Source organism: Pseudomonas asgharzadehiana, from assembly GCF_019139815.1.
Classification (GTDB): domain Bacteria; phylum Pseudomonadota; class Gammaproteobacteria; order Pseudomonadales; family Pseudomonadaceae; genus Aquipseudomonas; species Aquipseudomonas asgharzadehiana.
On record NZ_CP077079.1, the window covers coordinates 833,978 to 852,348 of the forward strand.

18 protein-coding genes are annotated in these 18,371 nt (G+C 61.7%); 9 read left to right on the forward strand and 9 right to left on the reverse strand.

What is annotated here, in order from left to right:
* Positions 1 to 14: 14 nt before the first annotated feature.
* From nadE to KSS96_RS03685, 3 genes are all read right to left on the reverse strand, one after another.
* Positions 15 to 842, reverse strand: a complete 828-nt coding sequence (gene nadE / locus KSS96_RS03675) for an NAD(+) synthase (protein WP_017526400.1) — start codon at positions 840 to 842, stop codon at positions 15 to 17.
* A gap of 3 nt (positions 843 to 845) precedes the next feature.
* On the reverse strand, positions 846 to 2,060 hold the full coding sequence (gene pncB / locus KSS96_RS03680) for a nicotinate phosphoribosyltransferase (RefSeq protein ID WP_017526399.1): 1,215 nt from the start codon (positions 2,058 to 2,060) through the stop codon (positions 846 to 848).
* A 139-nt stretch (positions 2,061 to 2,199) separates the two neighbouring features.
* A complete protein-coding gene (locus tag KSS96_RS03685; RefSeq protein ID WP_017526398.1) occupies positions 2,200 to 3,090 on the reverse strand; it encodes a LysR family transcriptional regulator in 891 nt (296 codons plus the stop codon).
* A gap of 153 nt (positions 3,091 to 3,243) precedes the next feature.
* Between KSS96_RS03685 and amaB the strand changes: the two genes are divergently transcribed.
* The 8 genes from amaB (at position 3,244) to KSS96_RS03725 (ending at position 13,167) form a co-directional block, all read left to right on the forward strand.
* The gene (amaB, locus tag KSS96_RS03690; RefSeq protein WP_065879436.1) at positions 3,244 to 4,734 is read left to right on the forward strand and encodes an L-piperidine-6-carboxylate dehydrogenase; all 1,491 of its coding nucleotides are present in this window, start codon (positions 3,244 to 3,246) and stop codon (positions 4,732 to 4,734) included.
* 103 nt (positions 4,735 to 4,837) lie between these two features.
* A complete protein-coding gene (gene amaA, locus KSS96_RS03695; protein WP_065879435.1) occupies positions 4,838 to 6,121 on the forward strand; it encodes an L-pipecolate oxidase in 1,284 nt (427 codons plus the stop codon).
* Between the two features lie 373 nt (positions 6,122 to 6,494).
* Positions 6,495 to 7,631, forward strand: coding sequence for a branched-chain amino acid ABC transporter substrate-binding protein (locus tag KSS96_RS03700; protein ID WP_027607701.1), 1,137 nt, complete (start codon positions 6,495 to 6,497; stop codon positions 7,629 to 7,631).
* A 201-nt stretch (positions 7,632 to 7,832) separates the two neighbouring features.
* Positions 7,833 to 8,747, forward strand: coding sequence for an ABC transporter permease subunit (locus KSS96_RS03705; RefSeq protein ID WP_003236186.1), 915 nt, complete (start codon positions 7,833 to 7,835; stop codon positions 8,745 to 8,747).
* 2 nt (positions 8,748 to 8,749) lie between these two features.
* Positions 8,750 to 10,027, forward strand: a complete 1,278-nt coding sequence (gene livM / locus KSS96_RS03710; protein WP_017526393.1) for a high-affinity branched-chain amino acid ABC transporter permease LivM — start codon at positions 8,750 to 8,752, stop codon at positions 10,025 to 10,027.
* The gene (locus tag KSS96_RS03715) at positions 10,024 to 10,899 is read left to right on the forward strand and encodes an ABC transporter ATP-binding protein (RefSeq protein WP_116079030.1); all 876 of its coding nucleotides are present in this window, start codon (positions 10,024 to 10,026) and stop codon (positions 10,897 to 10,899) included. Before livM ends, KSS96_RS03715 begins: the two co-directional genes overlap by 4 nt.
* The gene (locus KSS96_RS03720; protein ID WP_017526391.1) at positions 10,896 to 11,612 is read left to right on the forward strand and encodes an ABC transporter ATP-binding protein; all 717 of its coding nucleotides are present in this window, start codon (positions 10,896 to 10,898) and stop codon (positions 11,610 to 11,612) included. The genes KSS96_RS03715 and KSS96_RS03720 overlap by 4 nt, the downstream gene beginning before the upstream one ends.
* Positions 11,613 to 12,402: 790 nt before the next feature.
* A complete protein-coding gene (locus KSS96_RS03725) occupies positions 12,403 to 13,167 on the forward strand; it encodes an SDR family oxidoreductase (RefSeq protein WP_017526390.1) in 765 nt (254 codons plus the stop codon).
* A 41-nt stretch (positions 13,168 to 13,208) separates the two neighbouring features.
* Here the strand turns inward: KSS96_RS03725 and KSS96_RS03730 are convergent, their stop codons facing one another.
* The 5 genes from KSS96_RS03730 to ureE form a co-directional block, all read right to left on the reverse strand.
* Entirely contained in the window at positions 13,209 to 14,318 is a 1,110-nt protein-coding gene (locus KSS96_RS03730; protein WP_065879434.1) for an AGE family epimerase/isomerase, read from the reverse strand.
* A 173-nt stretch (positions 14,319 to 14,491) separates the two neighbouring features.
* Positions 14,492 to 15,064: a HupE/UreJ family protein gene (locus tag KSS96_RS03735; protein WP_068936072.1), complete on the reverse strand. Its 573-nt coding sequence runs from the start codon at positions 15,062 to 15,064 to the stop codon at positions 14,492 to 14,494.
* 23 nt (positions 15,065 to 15,087) lie between these two features.
* Positions 15,088 to 15,702, reverse strand: a complete 615-nt coding sequence (gene ureG, locus KSS96_RS03740; RefSeq protein ID WP_017526387.1) for an urease accessory protein UreG — start codon at positions 15,700 to 15,702, stop codon at positions 15,088 to 15,090.
* Positions 15,703 to 15,726: 24 nt separating this feature from the next.
* Positions 15,727 to 16,401 (reverse strand): urease accessory protein UreF, encoded by a 675-nt coding sequence (locus tag KSS96_RS03745; RefSeq protein WP_017526386.1) that lies wholly within the window; start codon positions 16,399 to 16,401, stop codon positions 15,727 to 15,729.
* Positions 16,398 to 16,898, reverse strand: coding sequence for an urease accessory protein UreE (gene ureE / locus KSS96_RS03750; RefSeq protein ID WP_017526385.1), 501 nt, complete (start codon positions 16,896 to 16,898; stop codon positions 16,398 to 16,400). The genes KSS96_RS03745 and ureE overlap by 4 nt, the downstream gene beginning before the upstream one ends.
* Before the next feature lie 277 nt (positions 16,899 to 17,175).
* Between ureE and KSS96_RS03755 the strand changes: the two genes are divergently transcribed.
* A complete protein-coding gene (locus KSS96_RS03755) occupies positions 17,176 to 17,673 on the forward strand; it encodes a C40 family peptidase (RefSeq protein ID WP_135196322.1) in 498 nt (165 codons plus the stop codon).
* Between the two features lie 5 nt (positions 17,674 to 17,678).
* On the opposite strand, the gene KSS96_RS03760 is transcribed toward KSS96_RS03755, so the two are convergent.
* Positions 17,679 to 18,311, reverse strand: coding sequence for a TetR family transcriptional regulator (locus KSS96_RS03760; protein WP_017526383.1), 633 nt, complete (start codon positions 18,309 to 18,311; stop codon positions 17,679 to 17,681).
* Positions 18,312 to 18,371: the final 60 nt, after the last annotated feature.

Genomic DNA, 18,371 nt, shown 5'->3' on the forward strand with positions numbered 1-18,371 from the left:
CTGTCTGACTCACCTCACGGCGCAAACGGCATCACCCGCTTGTGCTCGGTCTTGCGGTATGTCTCGCAGATGATCCGGAATGCCTCTTCCCGCACCGGCTCGCCGTGCAGGAACGCATCGATCTCGGCGTAGGTCACGCCATGTGACGCTTCGTCCGGCTTGCCCGGCGACAGGTCTTCGAGGTCGGCCGTCGGTACCTTCTCAACCAACGATTCCGGCGCACCGAAATGCCGCGCAATGGCACGCACCTGGTTCTTTACCAGCCCGCTCAGCGGCGCCAGATCACAGGCCCCATCACCGAACTTGGTGAAAAACCCCATCACCGCTTCCGCCGCATGGTCGGTCCCGATCACCAGGCCACCGGCCGCGCCGGCGATGGTGTATTGCGCCACCATGCGCATGCGCGCCTTGGTGTTGCCTAGCACGAAGTCGCGGGACACCGCGGCCTGGCCTTCAAACGCCGCCACCTCATTGGCCAGCGATTTCACCGCCGGGCCGATATTCACGGTGTGGCGCTCGTGGGGTTCGATAAAGTCCACCGAGGCCTGGGCGTCGATTTCGTCGAACTGGGTTTCGTAGGGCAGGCGCACGGCGATGAACGTATACGCCTCATCACCGGTGCTGGCGCGCAGTTCCTGCATGGCGCGCTGGGCCAGCAGGCCGGCGGTGAGGGAGTCGACACCGCCGCTGATGCCCAGCACCAGCGCCTTGAGGCCTGAATTGCGCAGGCAGTCCTGGATAAAGGTCACGCGGCGCGCCACCTCGGCCTCAAGGGCGGCCTGGTCTTTGAACGGCGCTTGCACGTTGAGCTGCTGCGCAATCTCACGCTGTACGGCTTGCATGATTCACTCCTTGCTGGATAGGGCAGGTACTTTGAAAACGTGACGCAAATAGGCGACAAAATTCGGGTCGGTGCAGTGGGTCTTGCCCGCTTCATCGGAGATCTTAGCGACGGGCTGGCCATTGCAGGCGGTCATCTTAAGCACGATGCTCATCGGTTCCACCCCTGGGATATCGCAGGTCAGGTTGGTGCCGATGCCGAAGCTCACATTAATGCGGCCCCGCAACGCGCGGAATATCTCCAGGGCCTTGGGCAGCGACAGGCTGTCGGAGAACACCAGGGTCTTGCTCATCGGCTCGATACCGAGCTTGTGGTAGTGGGCGATGGCTTTTTCTGCCCATTGCACCGGGTCGCCGGAGTCGTGGCGCAGGCCGTCGAACAGCTTGGCGAAGTACAAGTCGAAGTCGCCCAGGAAGGCGTCGGTGGTGATGCAATCAGTCAGGGCGATACCCAGCAGGCCACGGTATTCGCGGACCCAGCAGTCGAGGGCGGCGATCTGGCTGTCGATCAGGCGCGGGCCGAGTTGCTGGTGGGCCATGATCCATTCATGGGCCATGGTGCCCAGGGGTTTGATGTCCAGCTCGCGGGCCAGGTGTACGTTACTGGTGCCGACAAACCGTCCGGGGAAGTCGTGCTTGAGCACGTTGACCACTTCTTCCTGCACCCGGTACGAGAAGCGCCGGCGCGTGCCGAAGTCGGCCACTTGCAGCTCGGCCAGTTCATCGCTGCCGGCATTTGCGGTCAGCCAGTCGAACTTGCGGTACAGCTGCTCGCGAGCCTGTTCGAGGATCACGCTCTGGTAGCGGTAGCGGTTGCGCACTTCGCTGACGATGGCCAGCATCGGCACCTCGAACAGAATCACATGCAGCCATGGCCCGCGCAGGCGGATAAACAGCTCACCGTTCTCGATGCCGGTTTGCACATAGCGCAGGTTGAAGCGGAACAGCCCCAGGAAGCGCAAAAAATCCGGCTTCATAAAGCTGATGCGCTCCAGGAACCCCAACTGGTCAGGGCTCAGACTCAGGTCCGCGAGGCGCTCGATCTGGTAGCGGATCTCGGCCAGGTAGGGGCGCAGATCCTCACTGTTACGGCAACGAAACTCCCATTCAACTTCCACGTTGGGGTAGTTGTGCAGCACCGCCTGCATCATGGTCAGCTTGTAGAAGTCGGTGTCGAGCAGGTTCTGCACGATGCGATCGGCAAACACACTCTCGCTCATAACGGGAATCTCCAGACGGGTCGGCGCTGAGCGCCGGCCTTTACGCGCAATTAAGGAAGGGGGCTAGTGGCGCATAGACCTGTGGGGTTTTGCCAGTGATTTTTTTTGCCACGGCTACTGACGCTATCGGGAGCAGGCACTAAATAACCTGCTCCATCATCCACTTCACAAAATTGCGTACCTTGGGCACTTCCGCCGAGTGCTCCGGATACGCCAGGTAATAAGCATCCCGGCTCGGCATCGCATGCGGCCAGGGAATCACCAGCTTGCCGTCGGCCAACTCCTCTTCCACCAGAAACCTGGGCAGCAGCGCGACCCCACAGCCCACCTGCGCGGCACGAATGCACATATAGAACGTATCGAAACGCGGCCCGTGGTAGCTGTGTTCGGTCTGGTAACCCTGGTCGGCAAACCAATCGTGCCAACCCTGCGGGCGCGAGGCGTTTTGCAGCAACACCAACTCGCTGAGCTGCGTAGGGTCGGTGAGCGGTTTGGCCGGCAGGCTTTCCGGTGCACACACCGGCACCAGTTCCTCGCTGAACAACTTCAAACTCTCGGTGCCGGGACGTGAACCCTGGCCGAAATAGAACGCCATGTCGGCCTTGCCCTGCAGCAAGTCATCCGGTTCCTGTTCGTTGCACAGGTCCAGGTGGATTTGCGGGTGACGCAGCCGCCAGCCCTTGAGGCGCGGCACCAACCAGCGGGCCCCGAAGGTGTAGGGCGTGGACACGCGCAACACTTCGGTTTCGCCGCCATAGGAGCGCAGGTAGTGGGTGGACATCTCCACCTGGGTGAGGATTTTGCGCACTTCCACCAGGTACAGGTCGCCCGCCGGGGTCATCTGCAGGCGACGACGCACGCGGCGAAACAGCAGGTGTTGCAGCAACTCCTCCAACTGCGCCACTTGCTTGCTCACGGCGCTCTGCGTGAGGTTCAGTTCCTCGGCGGCGCGGGTGAAGCTCAGGTGGCGGGTGGCGGCTTCGAAACACTGCAGGGCGGTGATCGAGGGCAAATGTCTTTTGTTCAGCACGGTGTGCCTCTTTTTATGCTTTGCATGAATAAACGGAATGATATCTCGCCTAATCGTCGTTTGTTGGCAAGTCTTGGGCCAGCTACAAATAAGCGCTGGATCGCCGTGCATGTCGCGGCGCGATTTTTTGTACGCAGATTTGAGGGAGTGACCATGGTTGCCGCATTGCTTGATCGTCTCGGGGTAAACCCGGCGCTGTACCAGGCGGGTAAACAGCCCGTGCATTCGCCGATTGATGGCAGCCTGATCGGCAGTGTCCAGTGGGAAGGTGCCGCCGAGGTGGAGCAACAGGTCAGTCGCGCCGAGCATGCATTCCAAGCCTGGCGCAACGTGCCGGCGCCCCGTCGTGGCGAGCTGGTGCGGCAGTTCGGCGACGTGCTGCGTGAATACAAGGCTGACCTGGGTGAGCTGGTGTCCTGGGAGGCCGGCAAGATCACTCAGGAAGGCCTGGGTGAAGTGCAGGAGATGATCGACATCTGCGATTTCGCCGTCGGCCTGTCGCGCCAGTTGTACGGCTTGACCATCGCCTCCGAGCGCCCAGGCCACCACATGCGTGAAACCTGGCACCCGCTGGGCGTGGTCGGTGTGATCAGCGCCTTCAACTTCCCGGTCGCGGTGTGGGCGTGGAACACCGCGCTGGCGCTGGTGTGCGGCAACGCGGTGATCTGGAAACCGTCGGAAAAAACCCCGCTCACCGCCCTGGCGTGCCAGGCGCTGTTCGAGCGCGTGCTGAAAAACTTTAACGATGCCCCGCAGTACCTCAGTCAGGTGATCATTGGTGGTCGCGATGCCGGCGCTGCGCTGGTGGATGACCCACGCGTAGCGTTGATCAGCGCCACCGGCAGCACCCGCATGGGCCGTGAAGTGGCGCCGAAAGTTGCCGCGCGTTTCGCCCGCAGCATTCTGGAGCTGGGCGGCAACAACGCGATGATCCTCGGCCCAAGCGCCGACCTGGACATGGCCGTACGCGCCATTCTGTTCAGCGCCGTCGGCACCGCCGGCCAGCGTTGCACCACCCTGCGCCGCCTGATCGCCCATGAGTCGGTCAAGGCAGAAATCGTCACCCGCCTCAAGGCCGCCTATTCCAAAGTGCGCATCGGCCACCCGCTGGAAGGCAACCTGATCGGCCCGCTGATCGACAAGCACGGCTTCGACAACATGCAAGATGCCCTTGAGCAAGCCTTGAGCGAAGGCGGCAAGGTGTTCGGCGGCAAACGCCAGTTGCAAGACACCTTCCCCAACGCCTACTACGTATCGCCGGCGATTGTGGAAATGCCCGAGCAAAGCGATGTGGTGTGCACCGAAACCTTCGCGCCGATTCTGTACGTGGTCGGCTACACCGACTTCGCCGAAGCGCTGCGCCTGAACAACGCCGTGCCGCAAGGCTTGTCGTCGTGCATCTTCACCACCGATGTGCGCGAAGCCGAGCAGTTCATGTCGGCGGTGGGCAGTGACTGCGGCATCGCCAACGTCAATATCGGCCCGAGCGGCGCGGAGATTGGTGGCGCGTTTGGCGGTGAAAAAGAAACCGGCGGCGGGCGTGAGTCGGGTTCGGATGCGTGGCGCGGGTATATGCGTCGCCAGACCAACACCGTGAACTATTCACTGGAGTTGCCGTTGGCCCAGGGCATTACCTTCGACTGATACCTGAAGTCGCAGTGAGATGAGTGTGGGAGGGGGCTTGCCACCTCCCACCGCTGAGCGCATTTGCAGTTAGAGGTTTGTTGGGTCTCATCGGAGTCTGGCAATGGCACTACGCGAAACATGTTTATGGGAACACCTCACCCCCAGCCGGCCGGACCGTGCCGCGCTTCGGGGCGAGGCCAAGGTGGACGTGTGCGTGATCGGCGCCGGCATCACCGGTTTATCGGCGGCCGTTCACTTGCTGGAACAGGGTAAAAGCGTCGCCGTGCTGGAGGCCCATCGCACCGGCCATGGCGGTTCGGGGCGCAACGTCGGGTTGGTAAACGCCGGCCTGTGGATCCCGCCGGACGACATCGAAGCCGGGTTCGGCGAAGCGGTGGGCAGCCAGCTCAACCGCATGTTGGGCGCGGCGCCGTCGCTGGTGTTCAGCCTGATCGACAAATACCACATCGATTGCCAATTGCGCCGTGAGGGCACGTTGCACATGGCGCACAACGCCCGTGGCGAGGCGGACCTGCGCAGTCGTGAAGAACAATGGAAGCGCCGTGGCGCGCCAGTGGAGTTGCTCACCGGCCAGGCCTGCGAGCAGGCCACCGGCACCCAAAAAATTGCCGCCGCCCTGTTGGACCGACGGGCGGGTACGTTGAACCCGATGGCCTATACCTCGGGGCTTGCAGAGGCGGCCGTGGGGCTTGGCGGGCAACTGTTCGACCATTCGCCGGTTACCCGGCTGGAACGCCAGGGGTCCCACTGGTCGGTGCAGACTGCCCAAGGGGCCGTGCAGGCGGCACAGGTGGTCATCGCCTCCAATGCCTACACCGAAGGCGAATGGACCGAGCTGCGGCGTAACTTTTTCCCCGGTTATTACTACCAGGTCGCGTCGGCCCCGCTCACCGACGACGCCGCCAAACAAATCCTTCCTGGTGGCCAGGGGTCGTGGGATACGCGCCAGGTCTTGAGCAGCATCCGCCGCGATGCCGAGGGTCGCCTGTTGCTCGGCAGCCTGGGTAACGGCAATCAGAAACCGGCCTGGTTCCTCAAAGCGTGGGCCGATCGGGTGCAGCAGCACTACTTCCCGTACCTCAAATCGGTGCAGTGGGAGTACACCTGGACTGGTTGCATTGCCTTCACGCCCGACCACTTGATGCGCCTGTTCGAACCGGCGCCGGGCCTTGTGGCCGTCACCGGCTATAACGGGCGGGGCGTGACCACCGGCAGCGTGGTCGGCAAGGCGTTTGCCGACTACCTGTGTCACCAGAATGCCCAGGCATTGCCGATTCCGTTCGCGCCGATGCAGCCGTTGGCCGGTGTGGGGTTGCGCAGTTGTCTGTATGAGGCGGGATTCTCGCTGTATCACGCCGGGCAATGCCTGCGGATCGTGATCTGAGCGGCGAACTGCCGCTCCATAGCCGGGTTTTATTAGGCGGCTACTCATCTGTATTGGTGCAAGTTGTAGCAGTCACGCACTGTAAATGTGCAGTTCCGTTACGCACGTTGTAACAAGTGTAGGAAGAGTCGTTTATGCGTCCGGTTGCAGGTGCGACCCGTTAGGGTTGTACTTTTTATAGCGGTTGGTTGCACCTCTTTGGGCTAGAGGGTTGCACGTGCTGGCAAGCGGTGGCGAAACGCCTGTAATAACAATGACACCGTGTCTTTTTGAAGAATAAAAACGTAATGGCACGCTGCTTGCTCTGAGCTTTCAGTGAAAGGTTTGAACGCAAGTTGTCGTGCCAAAAATCAAAAATATCGGAGCACCACTCATGTCCCAGACGTTTTACAAGAAAGGTTTTCTGGCCCTCGCCGTTGCAGCGGCGCTGGGTGTTTCTACGTTTGTTCAAGCTGATGTGAAGATTGGCGTGGCGGGGCCCATGACGGGCGCCAACGCGTCGTTCGGTGAGCAGTACATGAAGGGTGCCCAGGCGGCGGCCGAAGTCATCAACAAGGCCGGCGGCATCAACGGTGAGAAAGTCGTGCTGGTGGCCGGCGACGACGCCTGCGAACCCAAGCAGGCCGTGGCCGTGGCAAACCGCCTGGCCGACCAGGACAAAGTGATCGGCGTGGTCGGGCACTTCTGCTCGTCCAACACCATCCCGGCCTCCGAGGTCTACGACGAGGCGGGCATCATCGCGATCACCCCCGGCTCCACCAACCCACAGGTGACCGAGCGTGGCCTGGGCGCCATGTTCCGCATGTGCGGGCGTGACGACCAGCAAGGCATCGTCGCCGGCGACTACATCGTCGACGTGCTCAAGGGTAAGAAAGTCGCGGTCATCAACGACAAGGACACCTACGGCAAAGGCCTGGCCGATGCCACCGCTGCGCAGTTGACCAAGCGCGGCGTCAAGCCGGTGCTCGAAGAAGGCCTGACCCGTGGCGAGAAAGACTTCAGCGCCCTGGTCACCAAGATCCGCTCCCTGGGCGCCGACGTGGTGTACTTCGGCGGGCTGCACCCGGAAGCCGGTCCACTGGTCCGCCAGATCCGTGAAGCCGGCCTCAAGGACGTCAAGTTCATGTCCGACGACGGTGTCGTGACCGACGAACTGGTGGCCACCGCCGGCGGCGCGCAGTACGTCGATGGCGTGTACATGACCTTCGGCGCTGACCCGCGCCTGCTGCCGGACAGCAAGGCCGTGGTCGAAGAGTTCCGCAAGGCCGGTTACGAGCCTGAAGGCTACACCCTGTACGCCTACGCCTCGCTGCAGGCCCTGGCCGCCGGTTTCAACGGCGCCAAGTCCAACAAGGGCGAAGACGCCGCCAAATGGCTCAAGGCTCACCCGGTCAAGACCGTGATGGGTGAGAAGACCTGGGACGCCAAAGGCGACCTGAAAGTGTCCGACTACGTGGTTTACCAGTGGGACAAGGACGGCAAATACCACCAGTTGGAAAAGCAGAAGTAAGCACAAACGCCACGGGCCCCCCCTGTGGGAGGGGGCTTGCCCCGATAGCGGTGCATCAGGTTCAAATCTATTGACTGGCATACCGCAATCGGGAGCAAGCCCCCTCCCACAAAAGGCCGTGTTGTTATCAAGATCTGTCTTTTCCTCCAGAAGCGCCGCACACCCACCGGTGTGCAGGTGCTCACCGCGTGAGATTGCGTTATGGATGGTATTTTCCTGCAGCAACTGGTCAACGGCCTGACCCTCGGGTCGGTCTATGGCCTGATCGCCATCGGCTACACAATGGTCTATGGCATCATTGGCATGATCAACTTCGCCCACGGCGAGGTTTATATGATTTCCGCTTACCTCGCGGCGATCAGTCTGGCACTGCTGGCTTACTTCGGCATCGAATCCTTCCCGCTGCTCATACTCGGCACCTTGATCTTCACCGTGGTCGTCACTGGCGTGTACGGTTGGGTCATTGAGCGTGTCGCCTACAAACCGCTGCGCAATTCCACCCGACTGGCACCGCTGATCAGCGCCATCGGGATCTCCCTGATCCTGCAGAACTACGCGCAGATCGCCCAGGGCGCCAAGCAACAAGGTATTCCTACCCTGCTGGCCGGGGCCTGGCGTGTCGATATCGGCAGTGGGTTCGTCCAGCTCACCTACACCAAAGTATTCATCCTGGTCGCCGCCTTCGCGGGCATGGCTTTGCTGACCTACATCATCAAGTACACCAAGCTCGGCCGCATGTGCCGCGCCACCCAGCAAGACCGCAAGATGGCCTCGATCCTGGGGATCAACACCGATCGCGTGATCTCCTATGTGTTCGTCATAGGGGCCGCCATGGCCGCGTTGGCCGGCGTGCTGATCACCCTCAACTACGGCACCTTCGACTTCTATGCCGGCTTCATCATCGGCATCAAGGCGTTTACCGCAGCGGTACTCGGCGGCATCGGCTCCCTGCCTGGGGCGATGTTGGGCGGGATCATCCTCGGTATCTCCGAGTCGTTGTTCTCGGGGTTGATCAACTCTGACTACAAAGACGTGTTCAGTTTCTCCCTGCTGGTGGTGATTCTGATTTTCCGTCCCCAGGGCCTGCTTGGTCGCCCACTCGTGGCGAAGGTGTAAACATGTCTGCTGCCAAACCTATCGATATCAAGAAAAGTGTCGTCGATACGATCCTCGCCGGGCTGATTTCGCTGATCGTGTTCGGCCCGATTGTCGGCGTGGTCCTCGACGGCTACAGCTTCAACCTGGAACCGGCTCGCGTGGGCCTGTTGGTCGCCATCGTGATGGCCGGCCGTTTTGCCATGAGCCTGTTCCTGCAAACCTCCAAGGGCGTGAAGATCCTGCAGGGCTTCGAGAGCAGTGGTTCGGGCGTGCATGTGCTGGCACCGGACTACAAATCGCGGCTGCGCTGGATTATCCCGGCATTGATCGTGATCGCCATCGTGTTCCCGATCTTCGCCAACAAGTACCTGCTCACCGTCGTCATCCTGGGCTTGATCTATGTACTGCTCGGCCTGGGCCTGAACATCGTGGTCGGCCTGGCCGGCCTGCTCGACCTGGGTTACGTGGCGTTCTACGCCATCGGCGCCTATGGCCTGGCGCTGGGTTACCAATACCTGGGCCTGGGCTTCTGGACGGTACTGCCACTGGCGGCCATCGCGGCGGCGCTGGCGGGGTGCATACTCGGGTTCCCGGTGTTGCGAATGCACGGTGACTACCTGGCCATCGTGACCCTGGGCTTCGGTGAAATCATCCGCCTGGTACTCAACAACTGGCTGTCGTTCACCGGCGGGCCGAATGGTATGCCGGTGCCTTCGCCGACCTTTCTGGGCCTGGAGTTCGGCAAGCGTGCCAAAGATGGCGGCATCCCGTTTCACGAGTTCTTCGGCATCGATTACAACCCCAACATCAAGTTCATGTTCATCTACATCGTGCTGTTCCTGGTGGTGCTGGCCGTGTTGTACATCAAGCACCGCCTGACCCGCATGCCGGTCGGCCGCGCCTGGGAAGCCCTGCGTGAAGATGAAATCGCCTGCCGCTCCATGGGCCTGAATCACGTACTGGTCAAGCTCTCTGCATTCACCATCGGCGCGTCCACCGCCGGTTTGGCCGGGGTGTTCTTTGCCAGCTACCAGGGCTTCGTCAACCCGTCGTCGTTCACCTTCTTCGAGTCGGCGCTGATCCTGGCCATCGTGGTGTTGGGCGGCATGGGCTCGACGGTCGGCGTGGTGATCGCGGCATTCGTGCTGACGGTAGCGCCGGAACTGCTGCGCAGCTTCTCCGAGTACCGCGTGCTGCTGTTTGGCGTGCTGATGGTGGTGATGATGATCTGGCGACCGCGCGGCCTGATCCGCATCAGCCGTACCGGTGTAACCCCACGTAAAGGAGTGGCGCCATGAACAAGGAAGTCGTCCTGTCCGTGGAACACCTGATGATGCACTTCGGTGGCATCAAGGCCCTGAGCGATGTGAGCCTCAAGGTCGAACGCAACTCGATCTTCGCTCTGATCGGCCCCAACGGCGCCGGCAAGACCACGGTATTCAACTGCCTCACCGGCTTCTACAAGGCCAGTGGCGGCAAGATCGAACTCAACGTGCGTGGCAAGCAGACCAACGTGATCCAACTGCTCGGCGAACGCTTCCAGGCCACGGACTTCGTTTCGCCGAAAAGCTTCCTCAGCCGCGTGTACTACAAGATGTTTGGCGGCACCCACTTGGTAAACCGCGCCGGCCTGGCGCGGACCTTCCAGAACATTCGCCTGTTCAAGGAAATGTCGGTGCTGGAAAACCTGCTGGTGGCCCAGCACATGTGGGTCAACCGCAACATGCTGGCCGGCATTCTCAACACCAAGGGCTATCGCAAGGCCGAAAGCGACGCGCTGGACTGCGCGTTCTACTGGCTCGAAGTGGTCGACCTGGTGGACTGCGCCAACCGCCTCGCCGGTGAGCTTTCCTACGGCCAGCAGCGCCGCCTGGAAATCGCCCGTGCCATGTGCACGCGGCCGCAAATCATCTGTCTGGACGAACCCGCAGCCGGCCTCAACCCCCAGGAAACCGAAGCCCTCAGCGCGATGATTCGCCTGCTGCGCGACGAACACGACCTTACGGTGGTGCTGATCGAACACGACATGGGCATGGTGATGAGTATTTCCGACCACATCGTGGTGCTGGACCACGGCAACGTGATCGCCGAAGGCGGGCCGGAAGCGATACGCAACGATCCGAAAGTGATTGCCGCCTACCTGGGCGCAGACGAAGAGGAAGTGGTATGAGCGCACCTATCCTCGAAATGAAGGACCTGGACGTGTTCTACGGACCGATCCAGGCCCTGAAAAAAGTCTCGCTGCACATCAACGAAGGTGAAACGGTCAGCCTGATCGGCTCCAACGGCGCGGGCAAATCCACGCTGCTGATGTCGATCTTCGGCCAGCCGCGGGCCGAGTCGGGGCAAATCCTCTACAACGGTGTCGACATTACCCACAAGTCATCCCACTACATCGCCTCCAATGGCATCGCGCAGTCGCCGGAAGGGCGGCGGGTGTTCCCCGACATGACCGTGGAGGAAAACCTGCTGATGGGCACCATCCCGATTGGCGACAAATACGCTCAGGAAGACATGCAGCGCATGTTCGAGCTGTTCCCGCGCCTCAAGGAACGGCGCAACCAGCGGGCCATGACCATGTCCGGTGGCGAGCAGCAGATGCTCGCCATCGCCCGCGCGCTGATGAGCCGGCCCAAGCTGTTGTTGCTGGACGAACCGAGCCTGGGGTTGGCGCCGATTGTGGTGAAGCAGATCTTCTCGACCCTGCGCGAGCTGGCGGCCACTGGGATGACCATCTTCCTGGTGGAACAAAACGCCAACCACGCGCTGCGTCTGTCGGACCGGGCGTATGTGATGGTCAACGGCGAGATCCGCCTGACGGGCACCGGTAAAGAATTGCTGGTGAACGAGGACGTGCGCAACGCCTACCTCGGCGGTCACTGATCTAAATAAAAACGCCGACCCCCTGTGGGAGGGGGCTTGCTCCCGATAGCGGTGTATCAGTCAGCACATCTGATACTGACCCACCGCTATCGGGAGCAAGTCGAATCGTCGCACCGCCCCTCCCACATTTGTTTTGCGGCGCTTAGGAAATTGTGGAAAACAAATCCGGCCACCTCCCAAAGCGCGACATATAGCCGCCGCAAATCCCTGTTTTGTCACCGTTTTGACTTGTCCCCATCCGCTGTGGAACCGGCTGTGGGTAACGTGGGAGTAGCTGGCTGAACGCCTTTAAAACCGTGGCTTACAGCGCGACGGTTGTTTTTTGATCAGTGACTTTTTCGCGACCGCCCAAGGGGTTTGTCAACCTGTTTAAAGACACAGGTATATGACGGGAATATGTCTCGTCAGCCTGTGGATAAGTCTGTGACTAAACTCTGGAAAGACGGCCGCAGAGGCCGAAATGTCTGGCCTGGAGCCATCGTTCGGATTTTTCCGCTTGCCGTGGCTCTACATACGCTTCGGCCGAGGTCAAGCAAAAAACTTTCTAAAATCGCCTGCAGGCCTTGTGGATAGAGGCTTGAGCTGTTTTGCACTTGCCCCCAAAGACTGTGGGCGCAGTTGTGGATAACCTGCGCGCATATGGCTGCAGGCCACGGTTTATAAGGCGTTGCTCTGAGTGGTTAAAAAACAACCAGCTGTGTATGAAGGTAGGTGCATAGCGGTTGCCGCAACAGCGGGGTACGGGCATTCTGCTGGCTGATTTTTTCCCGATGCCCGCAAGGAGAACACCATGACCAACACGCTGTTTATCACTGGCGCCACCTCAGGTTTCGGCGAAGCCTGCGCCCGTCGGTTTGCCGAAGCCGGCTGGAAACTCGTGCTCACCGGCCGTCGCGCCGAGCGTTTGAATGCCCTGGTTGAAGAGCTTTCCAAGCAGACCGAAGTGCATGGCTTGGTCGTGGATGTGCGTGACCGCCAAGGCATGGAAGACGCCATCGCCAACCTGCCGCCGTCGTTCGCCACGTTGCGCGGCCTGATCAACAACGCCGGGTTGGCCGTGGGCACGGACCCGGCGCCCAAATGCAGCCTCGACGATTGGGAAACCATGGTCGACACCAACATCAAGGGCCTGCTGACCACCACCAGCCTGCTGCTGCCACGCTTGATCGCCCATGGCCGGGGCGCCGGGATCATCAACCTGGGCTCCATCGCCGGCAGCTACCCCTACCCGGGCAGCCACGTGTATGGCGGCTCCAAGGCGTTCGTTAAACAGTTCTCGCTGAACCTGCGTTGCGACTTGCAAGGCACCGGCGTGCGCGTGACCAACATCGAGCCCGGCCTGTGCGAGAGCGAGTTCTCCCTGGTGCGCTTCGGCGGTGATCAGGCGCGCTACGACGCCACCTACGCCGGCGCCGAGCCGATCCAGCCGCAAGACATTGCCGACACGATCTTCTGGGTCATGAACACGCCCGCGCACGTCAATATCAACCGCCTGGAACTGATGCCGGTGAGCCAGACCTGGGCTGGGTTTGCGATTGAGCGTGGCGCCAAGTAAGGCTTTGGATCGGGGCGTTGCCCCCGATGCGGCCCTAAAAATCAACAAAAATGCTGGCTAAGCCCCTGATAGCACGTCGCCAGGTGATACGGCGTGGTCGACGGCATATCCCGTCGGCTCACGGCGCCGTTGGCATCCAGGCATTCGTGCCAGCCTTTGTCATGCAGGAAGTTGTGTTGCAGCGCCAGCAATTGGTGCTGTAACCGCGCTTCGCTGGCGGGGCGCAGGGTCAAGGCCCGCAGGTATTCGGCCTGGGCCCAGATGCGTTGGGTACCGTCGCGCACGCTGCCGTCGAGGGCGAGCATGCCGCTGACCGCACCGCTTAACGTATCCACACCTTTTTGCTCGGCGTAGGCAAATGCCCGCGTGAGCGAAGCATGCAGCGCAGTGCCGCGCAGCACATCCGACGACTCAAGCAAAAAGAACCATTCGAACTGGTGTCCCGGCTCGAACCAGTTATCCACCGCGCCCAGCGGTTTTTCCATCATCACGCCGTGCAGGCGGTCGATGAAGCGCTTTTGCAGGGCCGTGGCCAAGTCGAGCAACGCGTCCTGTGTGACGGCGTCTTCACGCACGCTCAGCGTGGCCAGGAAGCCTTCGGCAAGGTGCATCAGCGGGTTCTGCAAGGGCCCGGCGTTGAGGGAAGACCAGTTGCGTTCCAGCACCGCTTCGTACAGGCCGTCGCCGCTGGCGAAGCGTTCGGCGACCACGGCAAGCGCGGCATTGAGCACCGACTCCACCAACGGTTCACGCACCTTGGCCCAGTAGTGGGCACAGGCAAAGATGATGAAGGCGTGGGTATAGAGGTCTTTGCGTTTATCCAACGGCTGCCCGGCCGGGTCGATGCTGTAGAACCAGCCGCCGTGCTCCGCGTCGTGGAAGTGCCGTTGCAGCGAGCGGAACAACACTGCCGCGCGTGCTTCGGCGAAGGCCGCACCGGGTTCGCCAATCAGGCTGGCGAACAGGTACAACTGTCGGGCGCACGCCATGGCGCGATAGCGTTGGGGGGGCAAAGGCCGGTGATCGGCGTCCAGCGCCTCATAGGGCAACGCCAGCTCGGCGTTCCAGCCCGGGCCCTGCCAGAGGGGCACGATCAGGCTGTGGAAGTGCGTGAGCACGGTATTCAAGGCAGGCGGGGAAGCGATGGGCATTGGCTGGCGTCGTCACGGCAGGGGTGTTTGCCGCGCATGGTAGCAGGCTTGGGGTGGATGTTGGTTTTGAGACCGCTATCGGGAGCAAGCGCCCTCCCACATTCAGACGTGTGAACACAGTTCAAATGTGAGAGGGGGCTTGCCCCCGATGAGGCCCTCGACCGCGCCGCGAATCAGCCCGCCAGCAACCAAGCTCCCGTCACCGCCGAAGCCGCCCCAGCCACCCGCACCAGCGGCGCCGCAGCAGCCGGCAGCCAACGCACCAGCGCATAACCCGCCGCGTGCAATACCGCAGTCGCACCGACAAACCCTGCCGCATACGTCCAAGGGCTGGTCATGTCCGGCAACTCCAGGCCATGGGCCACACCGTGGAACAGCGCAAACAACGCCGTCGCGCCTACCGCCATGAACAACGGCGGGCGCACCGCCAGCGCCACGGCGAGGCCCAGCGCCAGGACCGACGCGGCAATCCCGCTTTCCAGTGCCGGCAACGCCAGACCCTCAAAGCCCAATACGCCGCCGATCAGCAGGGTGCCGACAAAGGTGCACGGCAGCGCCCAGCGGGCGGCGCCTTTTTGCTGCGCGGCCCACAGGCCGACCGCAACCATGGCAAGCAGATGGTCGATGCCGCCCAGGGGGTGGCTGATACCGGCGAGCAGCCCGTTGTCGCCGTGGCCCGGATGAGCGAAGGCCAGGGCCGGGGCGAGCAGCAAGGCGGCGGCTGCGAAGAGTTTTTTGAGGCTCATGAGCAGATTCCTTATGGGTTGATTTATGCGGCGGTCAGCAAGCCCTGGCGTTCGATAAAGGCGACGATGTCATCCAGGCCGACACCGGTTTTCTGATTGCTGAAGACAAAGGGTTTGCCGTTGCGCATGCGTTGGGTATCGCTGTTCATCAACTCCAGCGAGGCACCGACCAGCGGCGCGAGGTCGATCTTGTTGATCACCAGCAGGTCGGATTTGCAGATGCCCGGGCCGCCTTTGCGCGGCAGTTTGTCGCCGGCAGACACATCGATCACGTAGATGGTCAGGTCCGACAGCTCGGGGCTGAAGGTCGCCGACAAGTTATCCCCACCGGACTCCACCAGGATCAGGTCCAGGCCCGGAAAGCGGCGGTTGAGTTGGTCCACCGCTTCCAGATTGATCGAGGCGTCCTCACGAATCGCCGTGTGCGGGCAGCCGCCGGTTTCCACGCCGATGATGCGCTCGGGCGCCAGGGCCTCGTTGCGTACCAGGAAGTCGGCGTCTTCGCGGGTGTAGATATCGTTGGTCACCACCGCCAGGTTGTAGCGGTCGCGCAGCGCCAGGCACAGGGCCAGGGTCAGGGCGGTCTTGCCGGAGCCCACCGGGCCGCCGATGCCGACGCGCAGGGGTTGTGTGTTCATGTGCTTCTCCAAAATCAAGAACTCCTAGGAACGGAACAGGCGGCTGTACTGGCGCTCGTGGGCCATGCATGCCAATGACAGGCCGAAAGCGGCACTGCCGAACGAGTGGGGGGCGATGTGGCCGGCATCCTGCTGGGCTTGTTGCAGCAGCGGCAGCAGTTCGCTGGTCAGGCGCTGGGCGGCCTGCTGGCCCAGGGGCAGGGTTTTCATCAGCACGGCCAATTGGTTTTCCAGCCAGCTCCACAGCCAGGCCGCCAGGGCGTCGTCGGGGCTGATGCTCCAGGCGCGAGCCGCCAGGGCCCAGCCCAACGCCAGATGGGGCTCGCTGTGTTGCTCAAGCAAGGCGCGAGCGGCGCCGTCCAGCTCCGGCAAGCCATTGAGCAACTGTTGCAGCGAATAACCCATCTGCCGGCTCTCTTGGTACAGCTCGCGGGTTTCACGACTGGCTTGGTGTTCTTCACACAATTGCGCCAGCCTCGGCCAATCCTGCTCGGCGGCGGCGCGGCAATGGGCGAGCAACAGCGGCGCTTCGAAGCGCGCCAGGTTGAGCAGCAATTGGTCGCTGATCCAGCGTCGGGCGCTGCTCGCATCCTTGACGCGGCCATTCTCCACGGCCATTTCCAGGCCCTGGGAATAGCTGTAGCCGCCAATCGGCAATTGCGGACTGGCCAGGCGCAGCAGCGCCCAGGCTGGGTTCATAAACGTACGCCGAACTGGTGCAGCTTGGGCGGGTAGTTGAAATCTTCATCGCCGTGGCGTGAATGATGATGGCCGCCGCCATACGCACCGTGTTCCGGCTGGAACGGCGCCTCAAGGGTTTCGGTATGGGCGCCCAATTGTTCAAGCATGGCCTTGAGCACGTAGTCATCGAGCAGGCGCAGCCAGCCATCCCCGACTTGCAACGCCACGTGGCGGTTGCCCAGGTGATAGGCAGCGCGGGTCAGTTCGAAGGCGCTGGCGCAGGTGACATGCAGCAGTTGTTCAGGCCGGGCGCACACGCGTACGACACGTCCGTCTTCGGCCTGTAGGAATTCGCCATCGTGAAGCGGCGGCTGGCCACGCTCCAGAAACAGGCCGACGTCTTCACCGTCGGCACTGAAACAGCGCAGGCGGCTTTTGCTGCGGGCTTCGAAATTCAGCAGCAGCTCAGCGGCCCAGAGGGCTTGGGGGGCGATTCGGCGGTGGATCACCAGCATCAGGAAGCTTCCAGCTATGAGCGATGAAACAGCTAGAGCAAGGGGCTTGCCAACCCCGGTCAAGAGTAGGAATTACCTGTAGGCGGGCAGGGCAATGCCACTAAACAGGGCGTTGAAAGAGTCGGCGCGTGCTCCAAAATGGTGCGCGCTACCGCCATGCGCACTCGCTCTGAGCAATCTCGGATTTGTCCTACGGGATCTGGGGATTCTACGTTCATCACATTACCTGCGAAATCATTAGGCTTTGCGCCGTGTTTAATTCGCCGCGACGTTCATCATGTTCAAGCTATTACTTTTTGTGGTCATTCTCGGTCTGTCCGTGGGCATGTCCTCGGCTTCGGCCAATCTGCAGCCACGCCCCGCCTTTGCCGCGCCCGAGCAAGGCGCGGCGATCGACGATGTGATCGACCGCGCTCACCAGTTGGTGGGCACCCGCTACAAATTGGGAGGCACCTCGGTACAGCAGGGTTTCGATTGCAGCAGTTTTCTGGTCTACCTGTTCAAGACCCAAGCCAATATCCAATTACCCCGCACCACCACGGCGATGCACCGCTCAACGGCCACCACCATTCAGCGCAGTGCGCTCAAGCCCGGCGATGCGGTGTTCTTCAAGGGTAATGGGCACGGTCCGGTCAGCCACGTGGGGCTTTATATAGGCGAGGGCAAGTTCATTCATTCGCCACGTACCGGCAAGACGGTGCGCATTGATTCGCTCAGCAACCGCTACTGGAACAAGTACTACACCAGCGCGAAGCGATTCCATCAGGCCGGCTGATCGGTTTACTCGGTGCTGCCCAGGCCTTGCCAGTGCTTGAGGCCGATAAAGATAAAACGCAGTTGTTGGGTGATTTTCGCCTGGGGCGTGAGGTGCGCGGGCAACGCCTGGGCCGGTGGGTCGATGATGTCGGGGAGGGTGGCGAACACGCTTTTGACGATCAGGTCCGCCATCACGTGCAGGCCATCGGCATCCAGGTGTTGCAACTTGGGCATCAGCGTCAAGTCGGCCGCCAGGTCGCGGGTGATGTCCTCGCGCAACGCACCGATGGCCTGGCGCACGGCCAGGCAGCCGCCGTATTGCTCGCGGGCCAGGAACAGGAATTGCGAACGGTTGGCCGAGACCACATCGAGAAAAATCCGCACGGAGGCATCGATAATGCCGCCCATCACGAATTCGTTGTGGCGCACCAGGCGGATGGTGGCGCGAAAGGTCTGGCCGACTTCACTGACCAACACAAGCCCAAGCTGGTCCATATCGGCAAAGTGGCGATAGAACCCGGTGGGCACGATGCCGGCCGTCTTGGCCACTTCGCGCAGGCTCAGGCTGCCGAACCCACGGCCACACTCCATGAGATGGCGGGCAGCGTCCATCAGGGCGAGGCGGGTCTGTTGCTTCTGTTCGGCGCGGGGCAGCATGGTGGGTGAGCTTTGTCGGTAAGTACAGCGACGCACTCTAGCAAAACAGCTTCGTTGGCG